17 protein-coding genes and 1 pseudogene are annotated in these 17,299 nt (G+C 70.1%); 2 read left to right on the plus strand and 16 right to left on the minus strand.

Annotated features, from left to right (window positions below):
* Positions 1 to 10: 10 nt before the first annotated feature.
* Positions 11 to 1,144 carry an MAB_1171c family putative transporter gene (locus tag ACQPXB_RS39320; RefSeq protein WP_432846792.1) on the plus strand — a complete coding sequence of 378 codons (1,134 nt, stop codon included), beginning with the start codon at positions 11 to 13 and terminating at the stop codon, positions 1,142 to 1,144.
* A 28-nt stretch (positions 1,145 to 1,172) separates the two neighbouring features.
* On the opposite strand, the gene ACQPXB_RS39325 is transcribed toward ACQPXB_RS39320, so the two are convergent.
* From ACQPXB_RS39325 to ACQPXB_RS39400, 16 genes and pseudogenes are all read right to left on the minus strand, one after another.
* Entirely contained in the window at positions 1,173 to 1,820 is a 648-nt protein-coding gene (locus tag ACQPXB_RS39325) for a DUF998 domain-containing protein (protein WP_432846794.1), read from the minus strand.
* Positions 1,821 to 1,873: 53 nt separating this feature from the next.
* Positions 1,874 to 2,201 (minus strand): annotated as a pseudogene (gene trxA / locus ACQPXB_RS39330) (thioredoxin).
* Entirely contained in the window at positions 2,198 to 2,581 is a 384-nt protein-coding gene (locus ACQPXB_RS39335) for a MerR family transcriptional regulator (RefSeq protein WP_432846796.1), read from the minus strand. Before ACQPXB_RS39335 ends, trxA begins: the two are co-directional and overlap by 4 nt.
* A gap of 42 nt (positions 2,582 to 2,623) precedes the next feature.
* A complete protein-coding gene (locus ACQPXB_RS39340) occupies positions 2,624 to 3,811 on the minus strand; it encodes an FAD-dependent monooxygenase (RefSeq protein WP_432846798.1) in 1,188 nt (395 codons plus the stop codon).
* Positions 3,812 to 3,933: 122 nt separating this feature from the next.
* Positions 3,934 to 4,584 carry a TetR/AcrR family transcriptional regulator C-terminal domain-containing protein gene (locus ACQPXB_RS39345; protein WP_432846800.1) on the minus strand — a complete coding sequence of 217 codons (651 nt, stop codon included), beginning with the start codon at positions 4,582 to 4,584 and terminating at the stop codon, positions 3,934 to 3,936.
* Positions 4,585 to 4,594: 10 nt separating this feature from the next.
* Positions 4,595 to 5,077, minus strand: coding sequence for a MarR family winged helix-turn-helix transcriptional regulator (locus ACQPXB_RS39350; RefSeq protein WP_364181414.1), 483 nt, complete (start codon positions 5,075 to 5,077; stop codon positions 4,595 to 4,597).
* A gap of 107 nt (positions 5,078 to 5,184) precedes the next feature.
* Positions 5,185 to 5,904: a hypothetical protein gene (locus ACQPXB_RS39355; RefSeq protein ID WP_432846802.1), complete on the minus strand. Its 720-nt coding sequence runs from the start codon at positions 5,902 to 5,904 to the stop codon at positions 5,185 to 5,187.
* Positions 5,874 to 6,977, minus strand: coding sequence for an AMP-binding protein (locus ACQPXB_RS39360; RefSeq protein WP_432846803.1), 1,104 nt, complete (start codon positions 6,975 to 6,977; stop codon positions 5,874 to 5,876). The genes ACQPXB_RS39355 and ACQPXB_RS39360 overlap by 31 nt, the downstream gene beginning before the upstream one ends.
* A 40-nt stretch (positions 6,978 to 7,017) precedes the next feature.
* Positions 7,018 to 7,494 (minus strand): MarR family winged helix-turn-helix transcriptional regulator, encoded by a 477-nt coding sequence (locus ACQPXB_RS39365; protein ID WP_366583081.1) that lies wholly within the window; start codon positions 7,492 to 7,494, stop codon positions 7,018 to 7,020.
* Positions 7,495 to 7,521: 27 nt separating this feature from the next.
* The gene (gene asnB, locus ACQPXB_RS39370) at positions 7,522 to 9,357 is read right to left on the minus strand and encodes an asparagine synthase (glutamine-hydrolyzing) (RefSeq protein WP_432856963.1); all 1,836 of its coding nucleotides are present in this window, start codon (positions 9,355 to 9,357) and stop codon (positions 7,522 to 7,524) included.
* Positions 9,358 to 9,522: 165 nt separating this feature from the next.
* Positions 9,523 to 10,113, minus strand: coding sequence for a TetR/AcrR family transcriptional regulator (locus ACQPXB_RS39375; RefSeq protein ID WP_360594985.1), 591 nt, complete (start codon positions 10,111 to 10,113; stop codon positions 9,523 to 9,525).
* A 22-nt stretch (positions 10,114 to 10,135) separates the two neighbouring features.
* A complete protein-coding gene (locus ACQPXB_RS39380; protein WP_366583080.1) occupies positions 10,136 to 11,440 on the minus strand; it encodes an ABC transporter substrate-binding protein in 1,305 nt (434 codons plus the stop codon).
* Positions 11,437 to 12,507, minus strand: coding sequence for a branched-chain amino acid ABC transporter permease (locus ACQPXB_RS39385; protein WP_432846806.1), 1,071 nt, complete (start codon positions 12,505 to 12,507; stop codon positions 11,437 to 11,439). Before ACQPXB_RS39385 ends, ACQPXB_RS39380 begins: the two co-directional genes overlap by 4 nt.
* Positions 12,504 to 13,382: a branched-chain amino acid ABC transporter permease gene (locus ACQPXB_RS39390; protein ID WP_366583078.1), complete on the minus strand. Its 879-nt coding sequence runs from the start codon at positions 13,380 to 13,382 to the stop codon at positions 12,504 to 12,506. Before ACQPXB_RS39390 ends, ACQPXB_RS39385 begins: the two co-directional genes overlap by 4 nt.
* Entirely contained in the window at positions 13,382 to 14,089 is a 708-nt protein-coding gene (locus ACQPXB_RS39395) for an ABC transporter ATP-binding protein (RefSeq protein WP_432846807.1), read from the minus strand. Before ACQPXB_RS39395 ends, ACQPXB_RS39390 begins: the two co-directional genes overlap by 1 nt.
* Positions 14,082 to 14,909, minus strand: coding sequence for an ABC transporter ATP-binding protein (locus ACQPXB_RS39400; protein ID WP_432846808.1), 828 nt, complete (start codon positions 14,907 to 14,909; stop codon positions 14,082 to 14,084). The genes ACQPXB_RS39395 and ACQPXB_RS39400 overlap by 8 nt, the downstream gene beginning before the upstream one ends.
* A 220-nt stretch (positions 14,910 to 15,129) precedes the next feature.
* Between ACQPXB_RS39400 and ACQPXB_RS39405 the strand changes: the two genes are divergently transcribed.
* A complete protein-coding gene (locus ACQPXB_RS39405) occupies positions 15,130 to 17,232 on the plus strand; it encodes a DUF6351 family protein (protein WP_432846810.1) in 2,103 nt (700 codons plus the stop codon).
* The last annotated feature ends 67 nt before the right edge of the window (positions 17,233 to 17,299 follow it).

Below are 17,299 nucleotides of genomic sequence, written 5' to 3' on the forward strand. Positions count from 1 at the left end.
GTGGTCTGGTGTGAACGCGCTGAAGATCGTGCTCTTCGCGTCGTCCGCGGTGTCGTCGTACGCTGCGTTCCTCTACAAGCTCGCTTCGATCCGGCGCGGCTGGGGTGACATCGGGTACGTCACGATGATGGTGACGCTGGTGCTGCAGTGCCTCACGTTCACGATGGGGGCGGTGTCGCTCAGCGTCGTCACGTTCTTCGGCGTGCAGAACCTGGCCATCCTCGTGCTGCACCTCTCGGCGGTCGCCTACTGCATCAGTGCGCAGATCCTGCTGATGCAGTGGGCGAACCCGCTCTCGGAGGTGCGGCGCGCGATCCGGGCGTGGATCATCGCCGGCGTCGTGCTGTGCGTGGTCCTCACGGTGCTGTTCTTCATCGGCAACCGCCCCGGCACGCCGGCGTCGGCGTTCGGCACCGGCAGCAGCAACCCGGTCATCCTGGTCTACCTGTTGCTGTTCATCGTTTCGCAGGCCGTGCCGTGCGTGACGATCTACCGCCAGTGCATCCCGTACGCGCGAAGCACCACGAAACCGTGGCTGCGCCGCGCTTTGCGGATGCTCGCATTCGGTGCGGTGGTGCTGTTCCTCTACTGCGCCGCGCGCACGGTGAACATCGTGAGCCCGATGTTCGGCCTGTCGGTCGGGCCGTGGGCGATCGCCGCTTCGCTGTTCAGCGCGCTCGGCATCGTGATCGTGTCGCTGGGGCTGACCATGCCGTCGTGGGGCGGGCACGTGTCGAACCTCCTTGCGTGGGGCCGGAACTACAGCTCCTACCGCGCGCTCTACCCGCTGTGGCACTCGCTCTACGAGTCCTCGCCGGGCATCGCGCTGGAGCCGCCGTCCGGTGCCGACCGCCAGTGGTCCGACCTGCACTACCGCCTGCACCGCCGGGTGATCGAGATCCGCGACGGGTGGCGGGCGCTGCGCCCGTACATGGACCGCGCCGAGCCTTCCCCGGCCGAAGCGGCGAACCAGGCACTCGTCGAGGCCACGAAGATCAAGCACGCGCTGCGGGCCAAGAACTCCGGCGTCACCCCGGCACACAGCCAGGACAACGGCAGCTTCGACGACCACGACGCCAAGACCTTCGCCGCGGAAGTCGAGTGGCTCACGCAGGTTTCGGCCGCCTACGGCCGGCTGAACTGAACCACTTCCGTCCGAAGTGGACCGAGGCTCAGGCCTGGACCAGTTCGCCGCGGTCGTGCGGCAGGTCGGCCAGCAGCGCCTCGCCCTTCACCAGCCACGAGACGCCGAACGCGATCACCGCGAGGGATTCCAGCCACACCGTCGGGTGCAGCGAAGCCGTGGCCGCATCGAAGAAGAGCCCGTCGACCACGATCAGCGCGAGCGCCGCCAGCATCACGCCGCCGCACACGCGGTAGACGACGTTGCGCACGGCTTTGCGTGAGGTGGGCGACGGATCGTCGGACTTGGTGAACAGGAAGAAGCAGAAGAACGCCAGCGTCAGGAAGAAGATCGCGGCGAACACGAGGTGCGCGACGCCGATCGCGCGCTCGGCGCCGGTGGGCGAAGCCGGGCTGGTCGGGAAGAGCGCGACGCCGATGGCCGCGACCGCCGCGACGTTGCCGGCGATGTCGTCGATCCGGCCGTAACCCCGGTAGGAGACGAGGAAAACGCCGATGGCGCACATCGTGCCGACGAAGACGTTGCGCAGGTCGGTGTAGTAGTAGCCGCTCAGCGAGCCCTGCAGGCCGCCGCCTTGCAGCAGCTCCTTGCCGAGGATCACGACGAACGGCAGCGCGAGGCCGAGCACGCCGATCGCGCGGCGGAGGAAGAGGAACGAGCGCACGAGGGTGTTCACGGTTGCCTCCCCGGTGTGGTCCACCACCATTTTCTACCGGGCCGGCCTGGTTTTCACAGCGTGACAGGCGTGGTTCCCAAAACGTTGTCGAGTTCGGCGAGCAGCCGGGCCTTCGAACGGGCGCCGACAATTGTGCACCGGCTCACCGCCGCGGAAGAGGATCAACGTCGGCAGGGACATCACCTGGTACTTCCGCGCCGTCTCGGGATTCAGGTCGGTGTCGATCTCCTGCACCGTCAGGGAATCCGCCCGCCCGGCCGCAATCTCGGCCAGCACCGGCGCGATCATCCGGCACGGCGGGCACCACTCGGCCCCGAAGTCCACGAGCACCGGCTTGTCGTGCTCGAGGACGTCGGCAGCGAAGGTCTCATCGGTGGTCATCGGGTCTCCTCCGCAACACAGGGGTCACGCCGGGCCGAGGCCTCGGCGAGCTTGTCCATCAACGCGGTCCGCACGGCACCGAGGTCGGCCAGGCACTTCTCGACCTCCTCGAGCTTGCGCCGGTACACCTCGACCGAAGCCGGGCAGGAGTCGCCGGACTCGTGGCCGGTGCGCAGGCAGTCGACGAACGGGCGGGTGTCCTCGAGGGTGAACCCGACCGTGCGCAGCGTCTGGATCTCGCTGACCAGCCGCAGGTCCTCCTCGTCGTACTCCCGGTACCCGTTCGCCGCCCGCCCCGCCGGCAGCAGCCCCTGCGCCTCGTAGAAGCGCAGCGCCCGTGGTGTCGTCCCCGCCCGCCGGGCGAGCTCGCCGATCCGCATGCGTTCGAAGGTAGACCTTGACGTGCGCGTCAAGGCAACCTCTCAACCCGCGACCTTGCCGGTGTATTCGCGGTACTGCACCGCGTTCGCCGCCCGGGTGCTCATGTAGTCGAACACCTTGCTGAACACGGGGCCGGTCAGCATGCGGTACATCCGGTTGCGGCTGCGCAGCTTCTTCTCGTTCTCCGGCACAAGGAACCCGCCGGAGCCGGCACCGTTCTTGTGACCGAGGTGCGCCGGCTTGCGCAGGCGCTGCTCGTACTTCTCGAACGCCGCCACGTGGTCGCCGTCCGCGGCCGCCAGCTCACCGGCGAGGATCTGCGCGCCCATCATGGCCAGGCCCGTGCCGGAGCCGCCGGGGCCCGCGCACCACGCGGCGTCGCCGAGCAGCACCACGCGGCCCTTCGACCACGTGTCCAGGCTGATCTGGCCGATGGTGTCGAAGTACAGGTCCGGCGCGTCGTCGAGCGCGCTCAGCAGGCGCTGCATCTGCCAGCCCGCGCCGGCGAAGACGTCGGCCACGATCTCCTTCTGCCGCTCGGGATCCGGGCGGCCGTAACCCCGCGGGTCGCCGCGGAAGTACAGGATGACGGTCACGGTGTCGCCGTCGCGGCCGCTGTAGACCATCGCGCCGCGGCCCGGCTCGTTGAAGATCAGGCCGCTGTGGTCGAGCCCGAGGTGGTTGGGCGCGCTGAACGCGGCGACGTGGTAACCGAGGTCCTTGCGAAAGCGCGCCTCCGCGCCGAAGGCGGCCGTGCGCACGCCCGAGTGCACGCCGTCGGCGCCGACCACCAGGTCGAACCGCCGGGGCGCGCCGTGGCGGAAGGTCACCTCGACGCCGTCGGCGGTCTCGGTCAGCGAAGTGACGCGGTCGCCGAACACGTACTCGGTGTAGTCCCGGGTGCGGTCGTAGAGAATGCGCGCGAGGTCGCCGCGCAGGATCTCGAGCTCGCCACTGGCGAACGAACTGGGCACGGTCACGATCGGCTTGCCCTCGGCGTTCAGCAGCAACTGGTCGCCCATCGCGGTCTCGTACTTGCGTAGCTCGTCGGTGAGCCCCATGGCGTCGATCAGCTTCATCTGCTCACCGCGGAAGTCCACGGCCTGGCCGCCGGGCCGCAACGCCGGCGCCGCCTCGACGACGGTCACGGAGTAGCCGTGGTGGTGCAGCCAGAAAGCGGCCGACGGCCCTGCCACGCTGGCACCGGAAACGAGCACGGTCTTGGTCATCGCTGGAGTCCCTTCTCGGGGTTCGGCTTTCGATGACGCAAGACTGCGGCGCGGCGCTGACCACGCCCGCACGGTGCGCTGACGGTGGTGGTGCGCACCCGTCAGCGGGGTCTGCGGAACGGTCAGCGCAGGCCGCGAACGCCCGAAACCAGCAGGTCTACGCCACGGGCGAAGTACGAATCCTCGTCGCCGCACGCGGCCAGCGCGTCGGCGGCGGCCGAGACGTTCGGGAAGCGCTCGGGCGACAACGCGGCCAGCGCGACCCGCTTGCGCTCCACGGCCTCGTCCCGGGTGGACGCGGGGTGGACGTCGGTGGCGCCGGGCTCGGCCGTCACGAGGGTGACACTGGCCGACAGCAGGTAACCGCCGAGCTCGGCGGCTTCTTCGGCCGTGAAGCCGGCTTCGCGCAGCAGACCGAGCACGTGGTCGGCCACGGTGAGGCCGGCGTCGGACTCGAGGATGCGGGGCGGGACGAGGGCGGCGACGGCGGGGTGGGGGCGCACCGTGGCCAGCACCGCCACGAGCGCGGCCCGCAGCCGCGCGTCCCAAGGCCCATCGGACTCCGGCAGCGAGACGTCCGCGAGCAGGCGTTCGGCCAGGCCCGCCACGAGCTCGTGCTTGTCCTTGAAGTGCCAGTACAGCGCCATCGGCGTGACGCCGTGGTCCTGCGCGAGGCGGCGGATCGTCAGCGCGTCGAGGCCTTCGCGATCGGCCAGGGCGAGGGCGCCGTCGACGATCGTGTCGCGGCTGAGCTTCTCGCGCGTTTTGGCCACGAAGCCGACTTTACCGCGTACAGGGGCCGTCTTCGTCGTCCGCGTTGAGGCGCGAGACCATGCGGTCGAAGACGCGTTCCAGCACCTCGAGCTCGTCGGGTTTGACCTGCTCGAAGAAGTACCGGCGCACGGTCTCCACGTGCTCGGGGGCGGCAGCTTCGATGGCTTCACGCCCGGCCGGCGTGAGGCGCACCATGGCGCCGCGCGCGTCGTCCGAGCAGTCCTCGCGCGTGACGAGGCCGCGTTTCTCCATCCGGCTCACGTGGTGCGACAGCCGGCTGCGGTCCCACCGGATCTGCATCCCGAGGTCACGCATGCGCAGCACGTCGCCGGGCGCCTCGGAAAGCGGCACCATCAGCGTGTAGTCCGGGCCCGAGAGCCCCGCGTCGCGCACGAGCTGCCGGTCGATGGCACCGTTGAGGGACCGCTGGAGCAGGTGGTACAGCTTCCAGACGTGCAACTCGCGCTCGTCGAGCCAGCGTGCGTCCGTCATGGAGTGAGTCTACCCAATTTGTTGACACATCACCATATTGTCTGCCCTGCCTCCGGCGTGGCGTGCGAGATCGCCCAGGAGCCGACGTCTCGAGGGTCCTCAACCGATCATCCCGCGACGATCACCGCGGCGTCCGGTTCACCAGCGTAAAGGCGCTCGACGAGCGCCACGCGCCGGGCCAGCACGCGGCGCTGGTTGAGGTAGCCCTTGTCCGTGATCTCGCCCGCGTCGAGGTCCGGTGGCTCGGCCAGCACCACGAGCCGCTCGACGCGACCGGCCGAGCCGGCCGCCGCGTTCATCGCGGCCAGCAGCTTCCCGACGTGCGCGCGCAGCTCGGCGTGCACCACGCAGCCGTCCGAGGCGTCGAGCGAACCCGCGAACAACGCCCGCGCTTCGGCCTGGTTGAGCCAGGCCAGCGCGCTGACGTACGAGCGGTTCTCCCCCGCGATCACCGCGTCGGACAGCAGCGGCACGGCCGAGAGCAGCGCCGTGCGCAGCGCGCCGACGCGGACGAACGTGCCCGTGTCGAGCTTGAAGTCCTCCGCGATGCGGCCGCCGAACAGCAGCCCCGCGTTCGGGTCGGCCGAGACCGGCACGGCGGCGTCGCCCGTGCGGTAGAAACCTTCCTCGTCGAACGCCGCCTCCGTGAGGTCGGGCCGGTGCAGGTAGCCGGGCGTCACGGAGGCACCGCGCACGCGGATCTCCCGCGCCTCGCCCACGGCCGCGAGCTTGACCTCGAGGCCCGGCAGCGGCACGCCGATGCACCGCGCGTCGTCGAACGGGAAGTGGGCGCTCGTCAGGCGGGCGCGGTCTCGGTCGCGCCCCACGAGCTCATCAGCGGCACGTCGACGCCGGCCGCCCTGGCCGCGTCCGCCAGGCGCGTGCGCAACGCCGCCGGCAGCGCGGCCGCCGCGTTGAACAGCAACCGCAGGCGCGAGAAGAACGCACGCGCGAAGTCCGGGTCCTGTTCCAGCACGGGCACGAGCTGCGCGTAACCCGCGGGCACGTTGAAGTACAGCGTCGGCCGCGCCGAACGCAGGTTCTCCAGGCTCCGGCCGAACAGCTGCGGCGCCGGTTTGCCGTCGTCCACGTAGAGCGTGCCTCCGTTGTGCAGCACCAGATCCACGTTGTGGTTGCCGCCGAAGGTGTGGCTCCACGGCAACCAGTCGACGAGCACGGGCCGCTCCTCCACCAGGAACGGCCACGCCTGCCGGATCGACTGCTGGTTCGCGCACAGCATCCGGTGCGTGTTGAGCACGCCCTTCGGCGAACCGGTGGAGCCGGACGTGAAGAGCACCTTCGCCAGCGTGTCCGGTCCCGTGGCGGCGTACGCGGCTTCGAGTTCCGGGCCCGGCGAAGTGGCCAGCAGATCGTCGAGGGATTCCGCCCCCGGCACGGCGTCGACCTCGCGCGCCAGGACTACTTCCGGCCCCTCGACCGCGGCGAGCGCCTTCGCGAACGGACCACCGGCCTCGGCGAACACCAGGCCCGGCGTCAGCACCTTCGCGATCTCGCGGATCCGCGCGTGGTCGCCGCTGAGCAGCGAGTACGCGACGCTGATCGGCGCCACCGGCACGCCCGCGGTCAGCGCGCCGAGCGTGAGCACGAGGTGGGCGACGGAGTTGCCCGACAGGATCAGCACCGGCCGGTCCGGACCCAGGCCACGGTCGAGCAGCGCCTGCCCGAGCGCGTCGGCGCGACGGCGGACCTCGCCGTACGTCAGCGTCGCCCAGCCGTCGCCGTCGCGTTCGGCCACCAGCGGGTGGTCGGGGTCCTCGCGCGTCCAGTCCCGCAGCATCGTGGCCACGCTGCGCGGGTAGGCACCCAGCGGGTCGCGGGAGCGGAAGACGACGCTCCCGTCCGGCCGGTCTTCGCGTTCGACGTCGGGTTCAGCGAACATTCGACCGTCTCCTCCTCGAGACCCGCTGTGTCTCACACAACTATTGTGGGTCGCGAGGAATTTGTCGAATGTCAGTTTCCGCGCCGTCGGTCATCCGGCGCAGCACCGCGCCCGCCTTGAGCAGCAGCTCGACCTCGTCCTGTTCGAGGTCGCCGAACCGCTCCACGAGCACCCTCGCCTCGTCGCGCACCACCGCGCCGAGGCGGCGGCGGCCCTGCGGGGTGAGGTGCACGTAGCTCACGCGCTTGTCGCCGGCGTCGGCCGCGCGCGCGACGAAGCCGGCCTCCTCCATGGCGTGCACGACCTTCGTGGCCGTGGGCTGGGAGCAGCCGACCTCGTCGGCGAGCGCGCCGATGCGCAGGGGCCCGGAGCGGGCCAGCTTGGCGAGCACCAGCAGCTGAGTACGCGGCAGGTTGTCGGGCGGCGCCGCCCGATGCAGCTCGCGCAGCAGCCGATACAGCGACAGCACGAACTGGAACGCCTCGTCGGCGTCGACGTCCGGCGACTCGCCCGCCATGGCCCGCTCCTCACCCTCGTGGTCACCTCACCGGATGCGCAGCTCCGGTGAGTACAGATCGAACCAGGTCGCGAAGTTCAGCACACGCTCCACGAGTGGCCGGAGGAAGGGCACGGTGTCCTCCCGGGCAAGCAGCCTCGTCAGCAGGCCGCGGTCGAACAGGTCGAACACGGGGTGCGCCGGCGCGGCCAGCAGGTCGCCGACCTGGTCGCGCAGGGCTTCGAGGTACTTCGGGTCCTGCGTCGACGGGTACGGGCTCTTCACCCGCTCGGCCACCGACGTGGGCAGCACGTCGCGGGCCGCCGCGCGCAGCAGGCTCTTCTCGCGGCCGTCGAACGTCTTCGTCGTCCAGGGCGTGTTGTAGACGTACTCCACGAGCCGGTGGTCGCAGAACGGCACGCGCACCTCGAGGCCGGTGGCCATGCTCAGGCGGTCCTTGCGGTCGAGCAGGATGCGCACGAACCGCGTCAGGTGCAGGTAGCCGATCACGCGCATGCGACGCTCGTGCTCGGTCTCGCCGGGCCGGGTGCCGGCCTCCGCGACCGCCGCCGAGTACGAGTCCCGCAGGTGCGTGGCGAGGTCCAAAGAGGACCGCACGCCGTCGGCGAAGATCTGGCTCACCCCGCGTTCGCCCGACTGCAGCCGCCGCGCGAGCCACGGGAAGGTGTCGGCCTGCTGCACCTTCGGGTCGTGGAACCACGCGTAACCACCGAAGACCTCGTCGGCCGACTCGCCGGACAACGCGACGGTGGAGCGCTCGCGGATCGCGCGGAACAGCAGGTACAGCGAGCCGTCCATGTCGCCGAGGCCTGTCGGCAGGTCGCGAGCCCGCACCACCGCGCGGCGCACGGCCGGGTCGGCGAGCTCCGCCGAGTCGAGCACGATGTCCTGGTGCATCGAGCCCACGTGCTCGTGGACGTCACGCACATACGGCGCGTCCGGCGTGGCCCGCAGCGCGTCCGGCACGAAGTTGTCTTCCTGCCCCACGAAATCCACCGCGAAGCTGCGCACCCGCTCGTCCTGGTCGGCGAGCTGCCGGGCGGCCAGCGCGGTGATGACACTGGAGTCGAGGCCGCCCGAGAGCAGCACGCAGCGCGGGACGTCGGCCACGAGCTGGCGGCGCACGATGTCGTCGAGCAGCTCGCGCACGTGCTGCACGGTCACGCCGATGTCGTCGGTGTGCTCGGCCGGCTGGAGCTGCCAGTAGCGGCGCACCTTCAGGCCGGTGCGGTCCAGCGTCACGACGGTGCCGGGCTCGACCTCCCGCATGCCCGCCCACACGGCCTGGCCGGGGTTCTTGGTGAACGACAGGAGCTCCCGCAGGCCGTCGGTCTCCACGACGGGCCGGATCTCCGGGTGCGCGAGGATCGCCTTGGGCTCGGAGCCGAACAGCAGCCCGTCGCCGTGCGGCGAGTAGTACAGCGGCTTGATGCCCATCCGGTCGCGGATCAGGACCAGGCGCTCCTCGCGCGGGTCCCAGATCCCGAACGCGTACATGCCGTTGAGGCGTTCGGCCAGGCCGGTACCCCATTCCAGGTAGCCGCGCAGGACCACCTCGGTGTCGCTGTTGGTGGTGAAGCGGTGCCCGCGCGTCTGCAGCTCTGCGCGCAGCTCGGCGAAGTTGTAGACCTCACCGCTGTAGGTCAGCGCGACCGTGCCGTCGGCCTCGGCCGTCATCGGCTGCGTGCCCAGCTCGAGGTCGATGATGGCCAGGCGCCGGTGCCCGAACGCCGCGTGGCGGTCGAACCACGTCCCGCTCGCATCCGGCCCGCGGCAGGCCATGGTGGCGGTCATGGCCGCCACCGTCTCCCGCTCGGCCGTCAGGTCGCGGCCGTAGTCGACCCATCCCGTGATCCCGCACATGTCCAGCCCCCGGAACATTTTCGAAGAGAAACATTCATAGGGAATGAAACTGGTCTCCGGGTGCGAGCGCCACCCGGACGAACCGGACGCGAGCGTGCCGATCCGACCCGGACGCCGAGCTTTCCGCTGCTGGAGAGACTGGCGAACCAAGAGGGGTGACGTGCGTCACGAAGTGGGGTAGAGCCGGCCCATCAGTTCGAGGACCTCTTCGATCATCTGCCCCGCCTTCGCCTTCGACGGAGCGGCCGCGACCTCACGGCCCGCCTCGGTCGACATCGCCGTGAGCGAGAGCACGAGCATGTCCGAAAGCGGCCGGGTGTGGCCGTTGACCAGCGTGGCGTTGGCCGTGAGCCACTCCCGGAACCGCTCGCGCGTGAGCAGGCCGAAGCCCGCCGGGCCGTTCCCCGAGAGGAACAGCCGGGCGAGCTTGCGCTCCTGCCAGCACCCTTCGAGGTAGGCGCGCGCTCCGGAGATGTAGAGCCGGAGCGCGTCCTCCTCGCCCTGCGCCAGCGCCGTGCGGAACGCCTTGGCGGACCGGTGCTGCTGGCGGCGGTTGTACTCGTTGTAGAGCGTGATGTACAGATCGGACTTCGCGACGAAGTGGTGGTACAGGCTGCCGATGCTGGCGCCGGCCCGTTCGGCGATCGCGGCCATGCTCGCCTGGTCGTACCCCGACGCGGTGAAGACCTCACCGGCCGCCTCGAGCAGCGCCGCGCGGGTCGCTTGCGCCCGCTTGCTCCCTGTCGCCTCCGTCATGGCGTGATTGTGCCGGACGGACTCACGCCGCGGGGATGCCGTTGGCCGGTGCCTGTGGTTGCGGTTGTGTGTAGGGGGTCACGGGACCGTCACCGTCGTCGGTCGTGAGCGGCGTTCCGGACGACACCTGCTTGCCGTCCTTGATGGTCGCGATCTGCCCGCCGGTGTAGCCCGCGTGCGAGTCCGCGCCGTAGCGGAACGGCACCAGACCCGGCCCGGTGAGCCCGCCCTTCTTCAGCGCGTCGATCACGCCCTGGCGCGTCGGGTTCTGCCCGGCGCGGGCGAGGGCCTGCGTGAAGGTGTAGGCGTAGGCCATGGCGTAGTACACGTTGCCGTCGAACGGCACATTCGGGATGTACTGGTCGTGGATCTTCTTGAACAGCGCGGTCCACGAGTTGCTCGTGTCGTCGAGTGCCGGCAGGTAAGCCGACGTGACCAGGCCTTCGATGAGGTCCTGCCCCTTCACCGACGAACCCGCCTTCTTGGCGAAGTTCTCCAGCAGCCCCGACACGGTGATCGGGTCGGCGCCCACACTGGACGCGACGAGCGTCGGCGAGTAGCCGAGCTTCAGCGAAGTCAGCTTGAACAACGCGGTGTAGGCCGGGATCGCCTCGAGCACCACGACGTCGGCCTTCGACGCCGCGATCGCCGACACCTGCGCGGCCACGTCGGTGTTGCCGGGCTGGTACGGCTGGCGCGAGACGACCAGGCTCTGGTCGATGTACTTGTCGAGGCCCTTCATGCCGTCGCGGCCGAAGTCGTCGTCCTGGTAGAAGTACGCGACCTTCTTGCCGGCCAGGTTCTTCTTCACGTAGTCGCCGAGGATCTTGCCCTCCACCGTGTAGTCCGGCTGCCAGCCGAACGTGTAGGGGTTCTTCTGCGGCTGGTCCCAGCACGTGCAGCCGGACGCGACGAACAGGTCGGGCACGCGCGAGGAGTTGAGGAAGTCCACGACCTTCGTGTGCGTCGGCGTGCCGAGCGAGCCGACGATCGCGAACACCTTGTCCTGCAACACGAGCTGCTTGGTCAGCGTGACCGTCTGGGCCGGGTTGTAGGCGTCGTCGAGGTACTTGAGGGTGATCTTGCGGCCGTTGATGCCGCCGTTGGCGTTGACGTAGTCGAAGAACGCCTTCGCGGCCGGGCCCTGCTCGCTGTAGCCCGGCGCGGCCGTGCCCGTGAGCGGAATCGTGGACCCGATGGTGACGGTGTCGGCGGTGATCCCGGGCGTCGCCTCGGCGGCGTCGTCACCCGAGGCGCAGGCCGTGGCGGTGAGGGCGACCACCGCGGCCAGGGCGACCGCGACGGATGCTGGTCGGCGTACGGTCATCTTCTCGTCTCCTGACGGGTCGGGAGTGGACGGACGAAACGAGCCTTGAGCAAGGCGCCGAGCTTGCGGACCCCCGACTGGATGCCGCCGGGGAACGCGATGATCACCACGATCAGCACCAGCCCGTAGAGCACGAGCGGGATGTTCGCGTAGATCGCGCGGGGCAGGTCGGCCTGCTGCGCCAGGTCGGCGGTCCAGTTGGGCAGCAGGGTCACGATCACTGCGCCGTACACCGCGCCGGCGAGGCTGCCGAGCCCGCCGAGCACGGCCGCGGTGAGCAGGGACAAGGAAAGGCTCAACGTGAATGCACCGGGCGCGGCCAGGCTGTTGACGATCGCGAACAGCCCGCCCGCCAGGCCCGCGAACGCCGCGCTGATGCCGAATGTGACGATCTGCGTGCGGGCCACGTGCACGCCCGAGAGCGCGGCGGCCTGCTCGTCCTCGCGCACCAGGCGCATGTCGCGGCCGATCCGGCTGCGCGTGAGGTTCGCCAGCAGGAACAACGTGACCACCAGGCACAGGCCGCAGATCCAGGCCTGCCAGCGTTCCAGCGGGAAACTTTCGCCGAGGGAGAGCGGTGGCGGGTCGGAGGTGACGATGAGGCCGTTGGCACCGCCGAGCAGGTCGCGCAGGCCGTGGTAGTCGGCCAGCGAGGGCAGGCCGACGGCGAGCGCGAGCGTCGCACCCGCCAGGTACGGGCCACGCAGCCGCGCCGCCGCCACGCCCACGAGCGAGCCCAGCGCGCCGCCGACGACCACCGAACCCAGCAGCACCAGCACGAGCGGCCAGTCGAGGTGTTCCAGCAGCAACGCCGTGGTGTAGGCACCGACGGCCACGAACGCGCCGTGGCCCAGCGAGATCTGACCGGACAGTCCGGAAAGGACGGTCAGGCCCGCCGTCGCGATGGCGGTGTAGCAGATCTGGGCGAACTGCAGGTTCGCGAACGAGTCGAGCGAGGTCGTCACGAAGTACAGCACGATCAGGCCCAGCACCGAGAGCGTGAGGTGGCGGACGAGCGTGGACCGCTGCCAGAACCGGACCGGGGCCGCCGCGGCGAGCGTCGTCATACCCGCCTTCCCTTCGTCGAACCGAACAGCCCTTGCGGACGCAGCATCAGCACCCCGATGAGGACGACCAGCGAGGCCAGCGTGACGATGTCGGACCCGAGGTAGCCGGCCACGTAGCTGAGCACGATGCCGAGCGCGAGCCCGCCGACGACCGCGCCCGGCGGGCTGTCGAGGCCGCCGATCACCGCCGCGGTGAAGCCGAACACCAGCACCGCATCGAACGCGGTGGGACTCACGAACGTGCTGGGCGCCACGAGCACCCCGGCGATCGCGCCGACCGCAGCCGCCAGAGCCCAGCCGACGGTGAGCATCCGCCCGACGCGCACGCCGAGCAGGCGCGCGACTTCCGGCGCGAACGCCGAGGCCCGCATCCGCAGGCCGAGGTTCGTCTTGCGGAACACCAGCGCCAGCACGACCATCACGACCAGGACCACGAGCACGATCCACAGGTCGTTGGGCGCGAACAGCAGCTGCCGGTCGCCCGCTTTGAACCCGGCGATATCGAACGCCGGCGGGTACGAGCGCGGGGTGCCGCCGAAGAGCATCCCGGCCACGCCCTGCAGCAGCACGAGCAGGCCGAAGGTGACCACCACCGCGTCGAGCGGCGACCGCTTCTCCACCGGCCGCACGAGCACGCGTTCCACTACGGCGCCGAGCACGAGTCCACTGAGGACGGCCACGATCAGTGCTAGCCAGTACGAGCCGCCGTGGGAGACGATGGTGTAGGCGATGAACGTGGTGATCATCAGCATGCCGCCCTGCGCGAAGTTCACGATCCGCGTGGAGCGCCAGATCAGCACGAGCGCCAGCGCGACGGCCGAGTACACGGCCCCGCTGGTGAGCCCGGCGAGGGTCAGGTCGAGGAAGCGGCCCATCACACCTCCAGGTAGGCGCGGCGCACGCGGTCGTCGGCCGCGAGGCTGTCTGCGGTGTCGTCGGCGACCTTGCGGCCGAGGTGCAGGACGACGGCCCGATCGGCGACCGACAGCGCGGTCGCCGCGTTCTGCTCCACCAGCAGCAGCGTGAGGCCGTTCTCCTCACGCAGCGTCCGCAGCACGCCCACGATCCGGGCCGAAACCCGTGGGGCGAGGCCGAGTGAGGGCTCGTCGAGCAGGAGCAGCTCGGGGCGGCTCATCAGCGCGCGGCCGATGGCGAGCATCTGGCGTTCGCCGCCGGAAAGCGCTTCCGCGCGCTGGTGGCGGCGTTCGGCCAACGGGGGGAACAGGTCGTACATCTCGCCGGTGCCCGCTTTGAGCCACTGGCGCTCGCGCCGCCACAGGCCGCCGAGGCGCAGGTTCTCCTCCACCGTCAGCTCGGCGATCACGCCGCGGCCCTCGGGCACGTGGGCGACGCCGAGGCGGACGAGGTCTTCCGGGGCCAGGCGGGTGATGTCGTGACCGTCGAGCTGCACGGCGCCCTCACGGGGGCGGTGCAGACCACTGAGCGCGCGCAGCAGGGTCGTCTTGCCGGCGCCGTTGGAGCCGAGCACCGCGGTGATGGATCCCTGCTCCACCACCAGGTCGACGTGGTCGAGCGCCCGCACCGGCCCGTAGTCCACGACGAGGCCGCTGACGTCAAGCATGCGCACCGCCTTGTCCCGCTGTCACCGGGTCGCCGAGATAGGCGCGCTGCACCTGCGGGTCGGCCCGCACCTGCGCCGGCGTGCCGCGGGCGATGACCTCGCCGAAGTCGAGCACTACGAGCCGGTCGCACAGGTTCATCACGAAGTCCATGTGGTGCTCCACGAGCATCACGGTCGTCGCCGGCGCTAGGCCGCGGACGATGTCGGCCAGCTCCCCGACCTCCGTCGCCGACAGGCCGGCTGCCGGTTCGTCGAGCAGCAGCAACCGGGGCTCGCTCACCAGGGCGCGCGCGAGGGCGACGCGTTTGCGCACGCCGTAGGGCAACCCGGCGCAGATCCGCTTCGCGTCACCGTCGATCCCGAGCTCGCGCAGCACCTCCATGGCGCGGGCGGCGAGGGCGCGTTCGTCGCGGTCGGCCCAGGGCGACGCGAGCAGCGCGCCGCCGAGACTCGTGCGCGAGCGGTGCGTGGCGCCCGCGACCACGTTGTCCAGCACGGTCAATCCGGCGAACAGACCGAGTCCTTGCAACGTGCGGGCGATGCCGTGGCGCGTCAGCCGCTCGGGCCGCGGGCGGTCGAGGGCTTCGCCGGCGAAGGTGATCGTGCCGGAGTCGGGCCGCACGAACCCGCAGATGGTGTTGAACAGCGTGGTCTTGCCCGCGCCGTTCGGGCCGATGACGCCGAGTACGCACCCGGCGTGGACCTCCAGCGAAACCTGCCTGAGCACCTCGAGCCCGCCGAAGGAGACACAGAGTCCCTCCGCGCGCAGGAGTACAGGATCCTCGACCACGCTCACCCCACCGCCTCGTTGCAGTGACATCGGCAAAGCAGAATCCGATTCGGACGCGACGAACAGTACAGACATCTCCGTGGCTTGCCCAGACCTGTTATCGGGCCGAGCTCGCGGTTACCGAAGCTTGATCCAGCTCGCCGTGATCAACTAGGGCGGCCGAATGTTGTTCTGGCTAAGTAACGCGTGCTATACCCGGCACTTGCGTGGCACCGCACCCGAGCGGTGCCGTGAGCAACGAGGTGCGAAGTTGAGAAACCGTACTTGGCGCTCGACCGCGGTAGTGGCCGCTCTGGCCGTGCCGATCCTCCTCACGACAGCGGCGACCTCGGCCGTCGCGCAACCGGGCGGGCATGCCCGCTTGGCCATCACGACCGTCTCCAACCCGCGGCCCGATCTGGTCAGCGGAGGCCAGGTCCTGGTCAGAGTCACGCCGCCGGACACGCGCTCCACGGTGCGTGTGTCGGCCGGCGGCCACGACGTCACGCGCTCGTTCCACGCGTCGCGGGACGGCAGCCTGCTCGGTCTCGTCACCGGACTGCGCAACGGGCCGACGGACCTGGTCGCGACGGCCGGGCACGATCGCGCGAGCGTTCGCGTGGTGAACCACTCGATCACCGGCCCGGTGTTCTCCGGGGCGCAGCAGAAGCCGTTCTACTGCGAGACCACGGCGTTCGGCCTGCCGCCGGCGACCATGCCGCTGTGCAGCGCGCCGACGCAGGTTACCTACCAGTACAAGAACACCGCCGGGAAGTTCGTGGCCCTGGCCGACCCGGCGAGCCGCCCGGCCGACCTCGCCACGGCGGCCGGTGGCGTGCCGTACATCGTGCGGGTGGAGCGTGGCACGATCGACCGCGCGGTGTACGAGATCGCGGCACTGGCCTCCGGGCCGGCCACACCGTCGCCGTTCGCCGCCACTCCGGGCTGGAACGGCAAACTGGTCTACACCTTCGGCGGTGGCTGCAACTCCGGCTTCCACCAGGGCAACGGCACCGGTGGCGTGGTCAACGACCTGTTCCTCTCGCAGGGCTACGCAGTGGCGTCGTCGAGCCTGAACGTGCTCGACAACAACTGCAGCCCGATCATCTCGGCCGAGGCCGCGATGATGGTGAAGGAACACTTCGTCGAGACCTACGGCCCGGTGCAGCACACCATCGGCTGGGGCGGCTCCGGCGGCGCGATCCAGCAGTACGACATCGCCGAGAACTACCCCGGCATCGTCGACGGCATCATCCCCGGCGTGTCCTTTCCGGACCCCATCACCACGGCCGGCCCGGTGGCCGACTGCCGGTTGCTGAACCGGTACTTCACCACCGCCGGCTTTACTGATGCCCAGAAGCTCGCCGTGGCGGGCTGGAACTCGTACTCTTCGTGCCTTTCCTGGGACGCCACGTTCGCCAGCCGCGCGACGGCCACGGACAGCTGCAACTCGGCCATCCCCGTTTCGGTGCGCTGGGACCCGGTGACGAACCCGCACGGCGTGATCTGCAATTCCAACGAGCAGTTCGCGAACCAGCTGGGCCGCGACCCGCGTACCGGTTTCGTGCGGAACACGCTGGACAACGTCGGTGTCCAGTACGGCTTGGACGCGCTTCGGTCGGGCGCGATCTCCGCCGCGCAGTTCGTGTCCCTGAACGCCTCGATCGGCGGCTTGGACTACACGGGCAAGCCGGTTGCCGCCCGGTCTTCCGCTGACCCCAAGGCCCTGGATGCGCTGTACCGCGACGACATCTTCAACTCCGCGTCGCAGGGTTTGGCGTCGACACCGATCATCGACCAGCGCACGGACCTCGACCTGGCCGGTGCGGGTAACGACATCCACACTTCGGAGTGGTCGTTCGTCATGCGCCAGCGGTTGCTCTCGGCCAACGGCACCGCGGCCAACCAGGTGATCATCGCCAACCACCCGACGGCCGGCGAACAGGCAGCGGCGAGCGCTTACGAACTGGACGCCATGGACCGCTGGCTGACGGCGATTTCCGCTGACCACTCGGGCCGTAGTGCTGCTGCTCGCGTCATCGCCAACCGGCCTCGGGACCTCTCGGACGGCTGCTACCTCTCCGCGACCCAGCGGGTGCAGGAAAAGCTCACCGACCCGTCCTCGGGCCAGTGCGGCGCGCTTTACCCGGTCGCGGAGAACACCCGGATGGCGGCTGGTGAAGGTTTGGCCATGGACGTGCTGAAGTGCCAGACCCGCCCGCTGGACTTCGGCTCTTACCCGGTCAAGTTCACGTCCGCCGAGAAGGCCAGCCTGCGGGCCACCTTCCCGACGGGTGTTTGCGACTACCGCCGGGACGGCGTCGGGGAGCGTCAGCCCGCCGGTGTGTGGCGAAACTACGGCAGCCGCGCGTAGCTAGATAACCGCGACTGCGGCCGGCAGCTTCCTCACCGGGAGCGGCACACTCCGACCAGGGAGCTGC

The sequence above is a fragment of the Amycolatopsis sp. CA-161197 genome (genome assembly GCF_050942255.1).
GTDB lineage: Bacteria > Actinomycetota > Actinomycetes > Mycobacteriales > Pseudonocardiaceae > Amycolatopsis.

Excerpts from the sequence above, each read along its gene's own strand:
- ACQPXB_RS39335 (WP_432846796.1), bottom strand. The coding sequence starts at position 2,581 with ATGCGGATCGGCGAGCTCGCCCGGCGGGCGGGGACGACACCACGGGCG.
- ACQPXB_RS39340 (WP_432846798.1), bottom strand. The coding sequence starts at position 3,811 with ATGACCAAGACCGTGCTCGTTTCCGGTGCCAGCGTGGCAGGGCCGTCG.
- ACQPXB_RS39350 (WP_364181414.1), bottom strand. The coding sequence starts at position 5,077 with ATGACGGACGCACGCTGGCTCGACGAGCGCGAGTTGCACGTCTGGAAG.
- ACQPXB_RS39360 (WP_432846803.1), bottom strand. The coding sequence starts at position 6,977 with ATGTTCGCTGAACCCGACGTCGAACGCGAAGACCGGCCGGACGGGAGC.
- ACQPXB_RS39365 (WP_366583081.1), bottom strand. The coding sequence starts at position 7,494 with ATGGCGGGCGAGTCGCCGGACGTCGACGCCGACGAGGCGTTCCAGTTC.
- asnB (WP_432856963.1), bottom strand. The coding sequence starts at position 9,357 with ATGTGCGGGATCACGGGATGGGTCGACTACGGCCGCGACCTGACGGCC.
- ACQPXB_RS39375 (WP_360594985.1), bottom strand. The coding sequence starts at position 10,113 with ATGACGGAGGCGACAGGGAGCAAGCGGGCGCAAGCGACCCGCGCGGCG.
- ACQPXB_RS39380 (WP_366583080.1), bottom strand. The coding sequence starts at position 11,440 with ATGACCGTACGCCGACCAGCATCCGTCGCGGTCGCCCTGGCCGCGGTG.
- ACQPXB_RS39385 (WP_432846806.1), bottom strand. The coding sequence starts at position 12,507 with ATGACGACGCTCGCCGCGGCGGCCCCGGTCCGGTTCTGGCAGCGGTCC.
- ACQPXB_RS39390 (WP_366583078.1), bottom strand. The coding sequence starts at position 13,382 with ATGGGCCGCTTCCTCGACCTGACCCTCGCCGGGCTCACCAGCGGGGCC.
- ACQPXB_RS39395 (WP_432846807.1), bottom strand. The coding sequence starts at position 14,089 with ATGCTTGACGTCAGCGGCCTCGTCGTGGACTACGGGCCGGTGCGGGCG.
- ACQPXB_RS39400 (WP_432846808.1), bottom strand. The coding sequence starts at position 14,909 with ATGTCACTGCAACGAGGCGGTGGGGTGAGCGTGGTCGAGGATCCTGTA.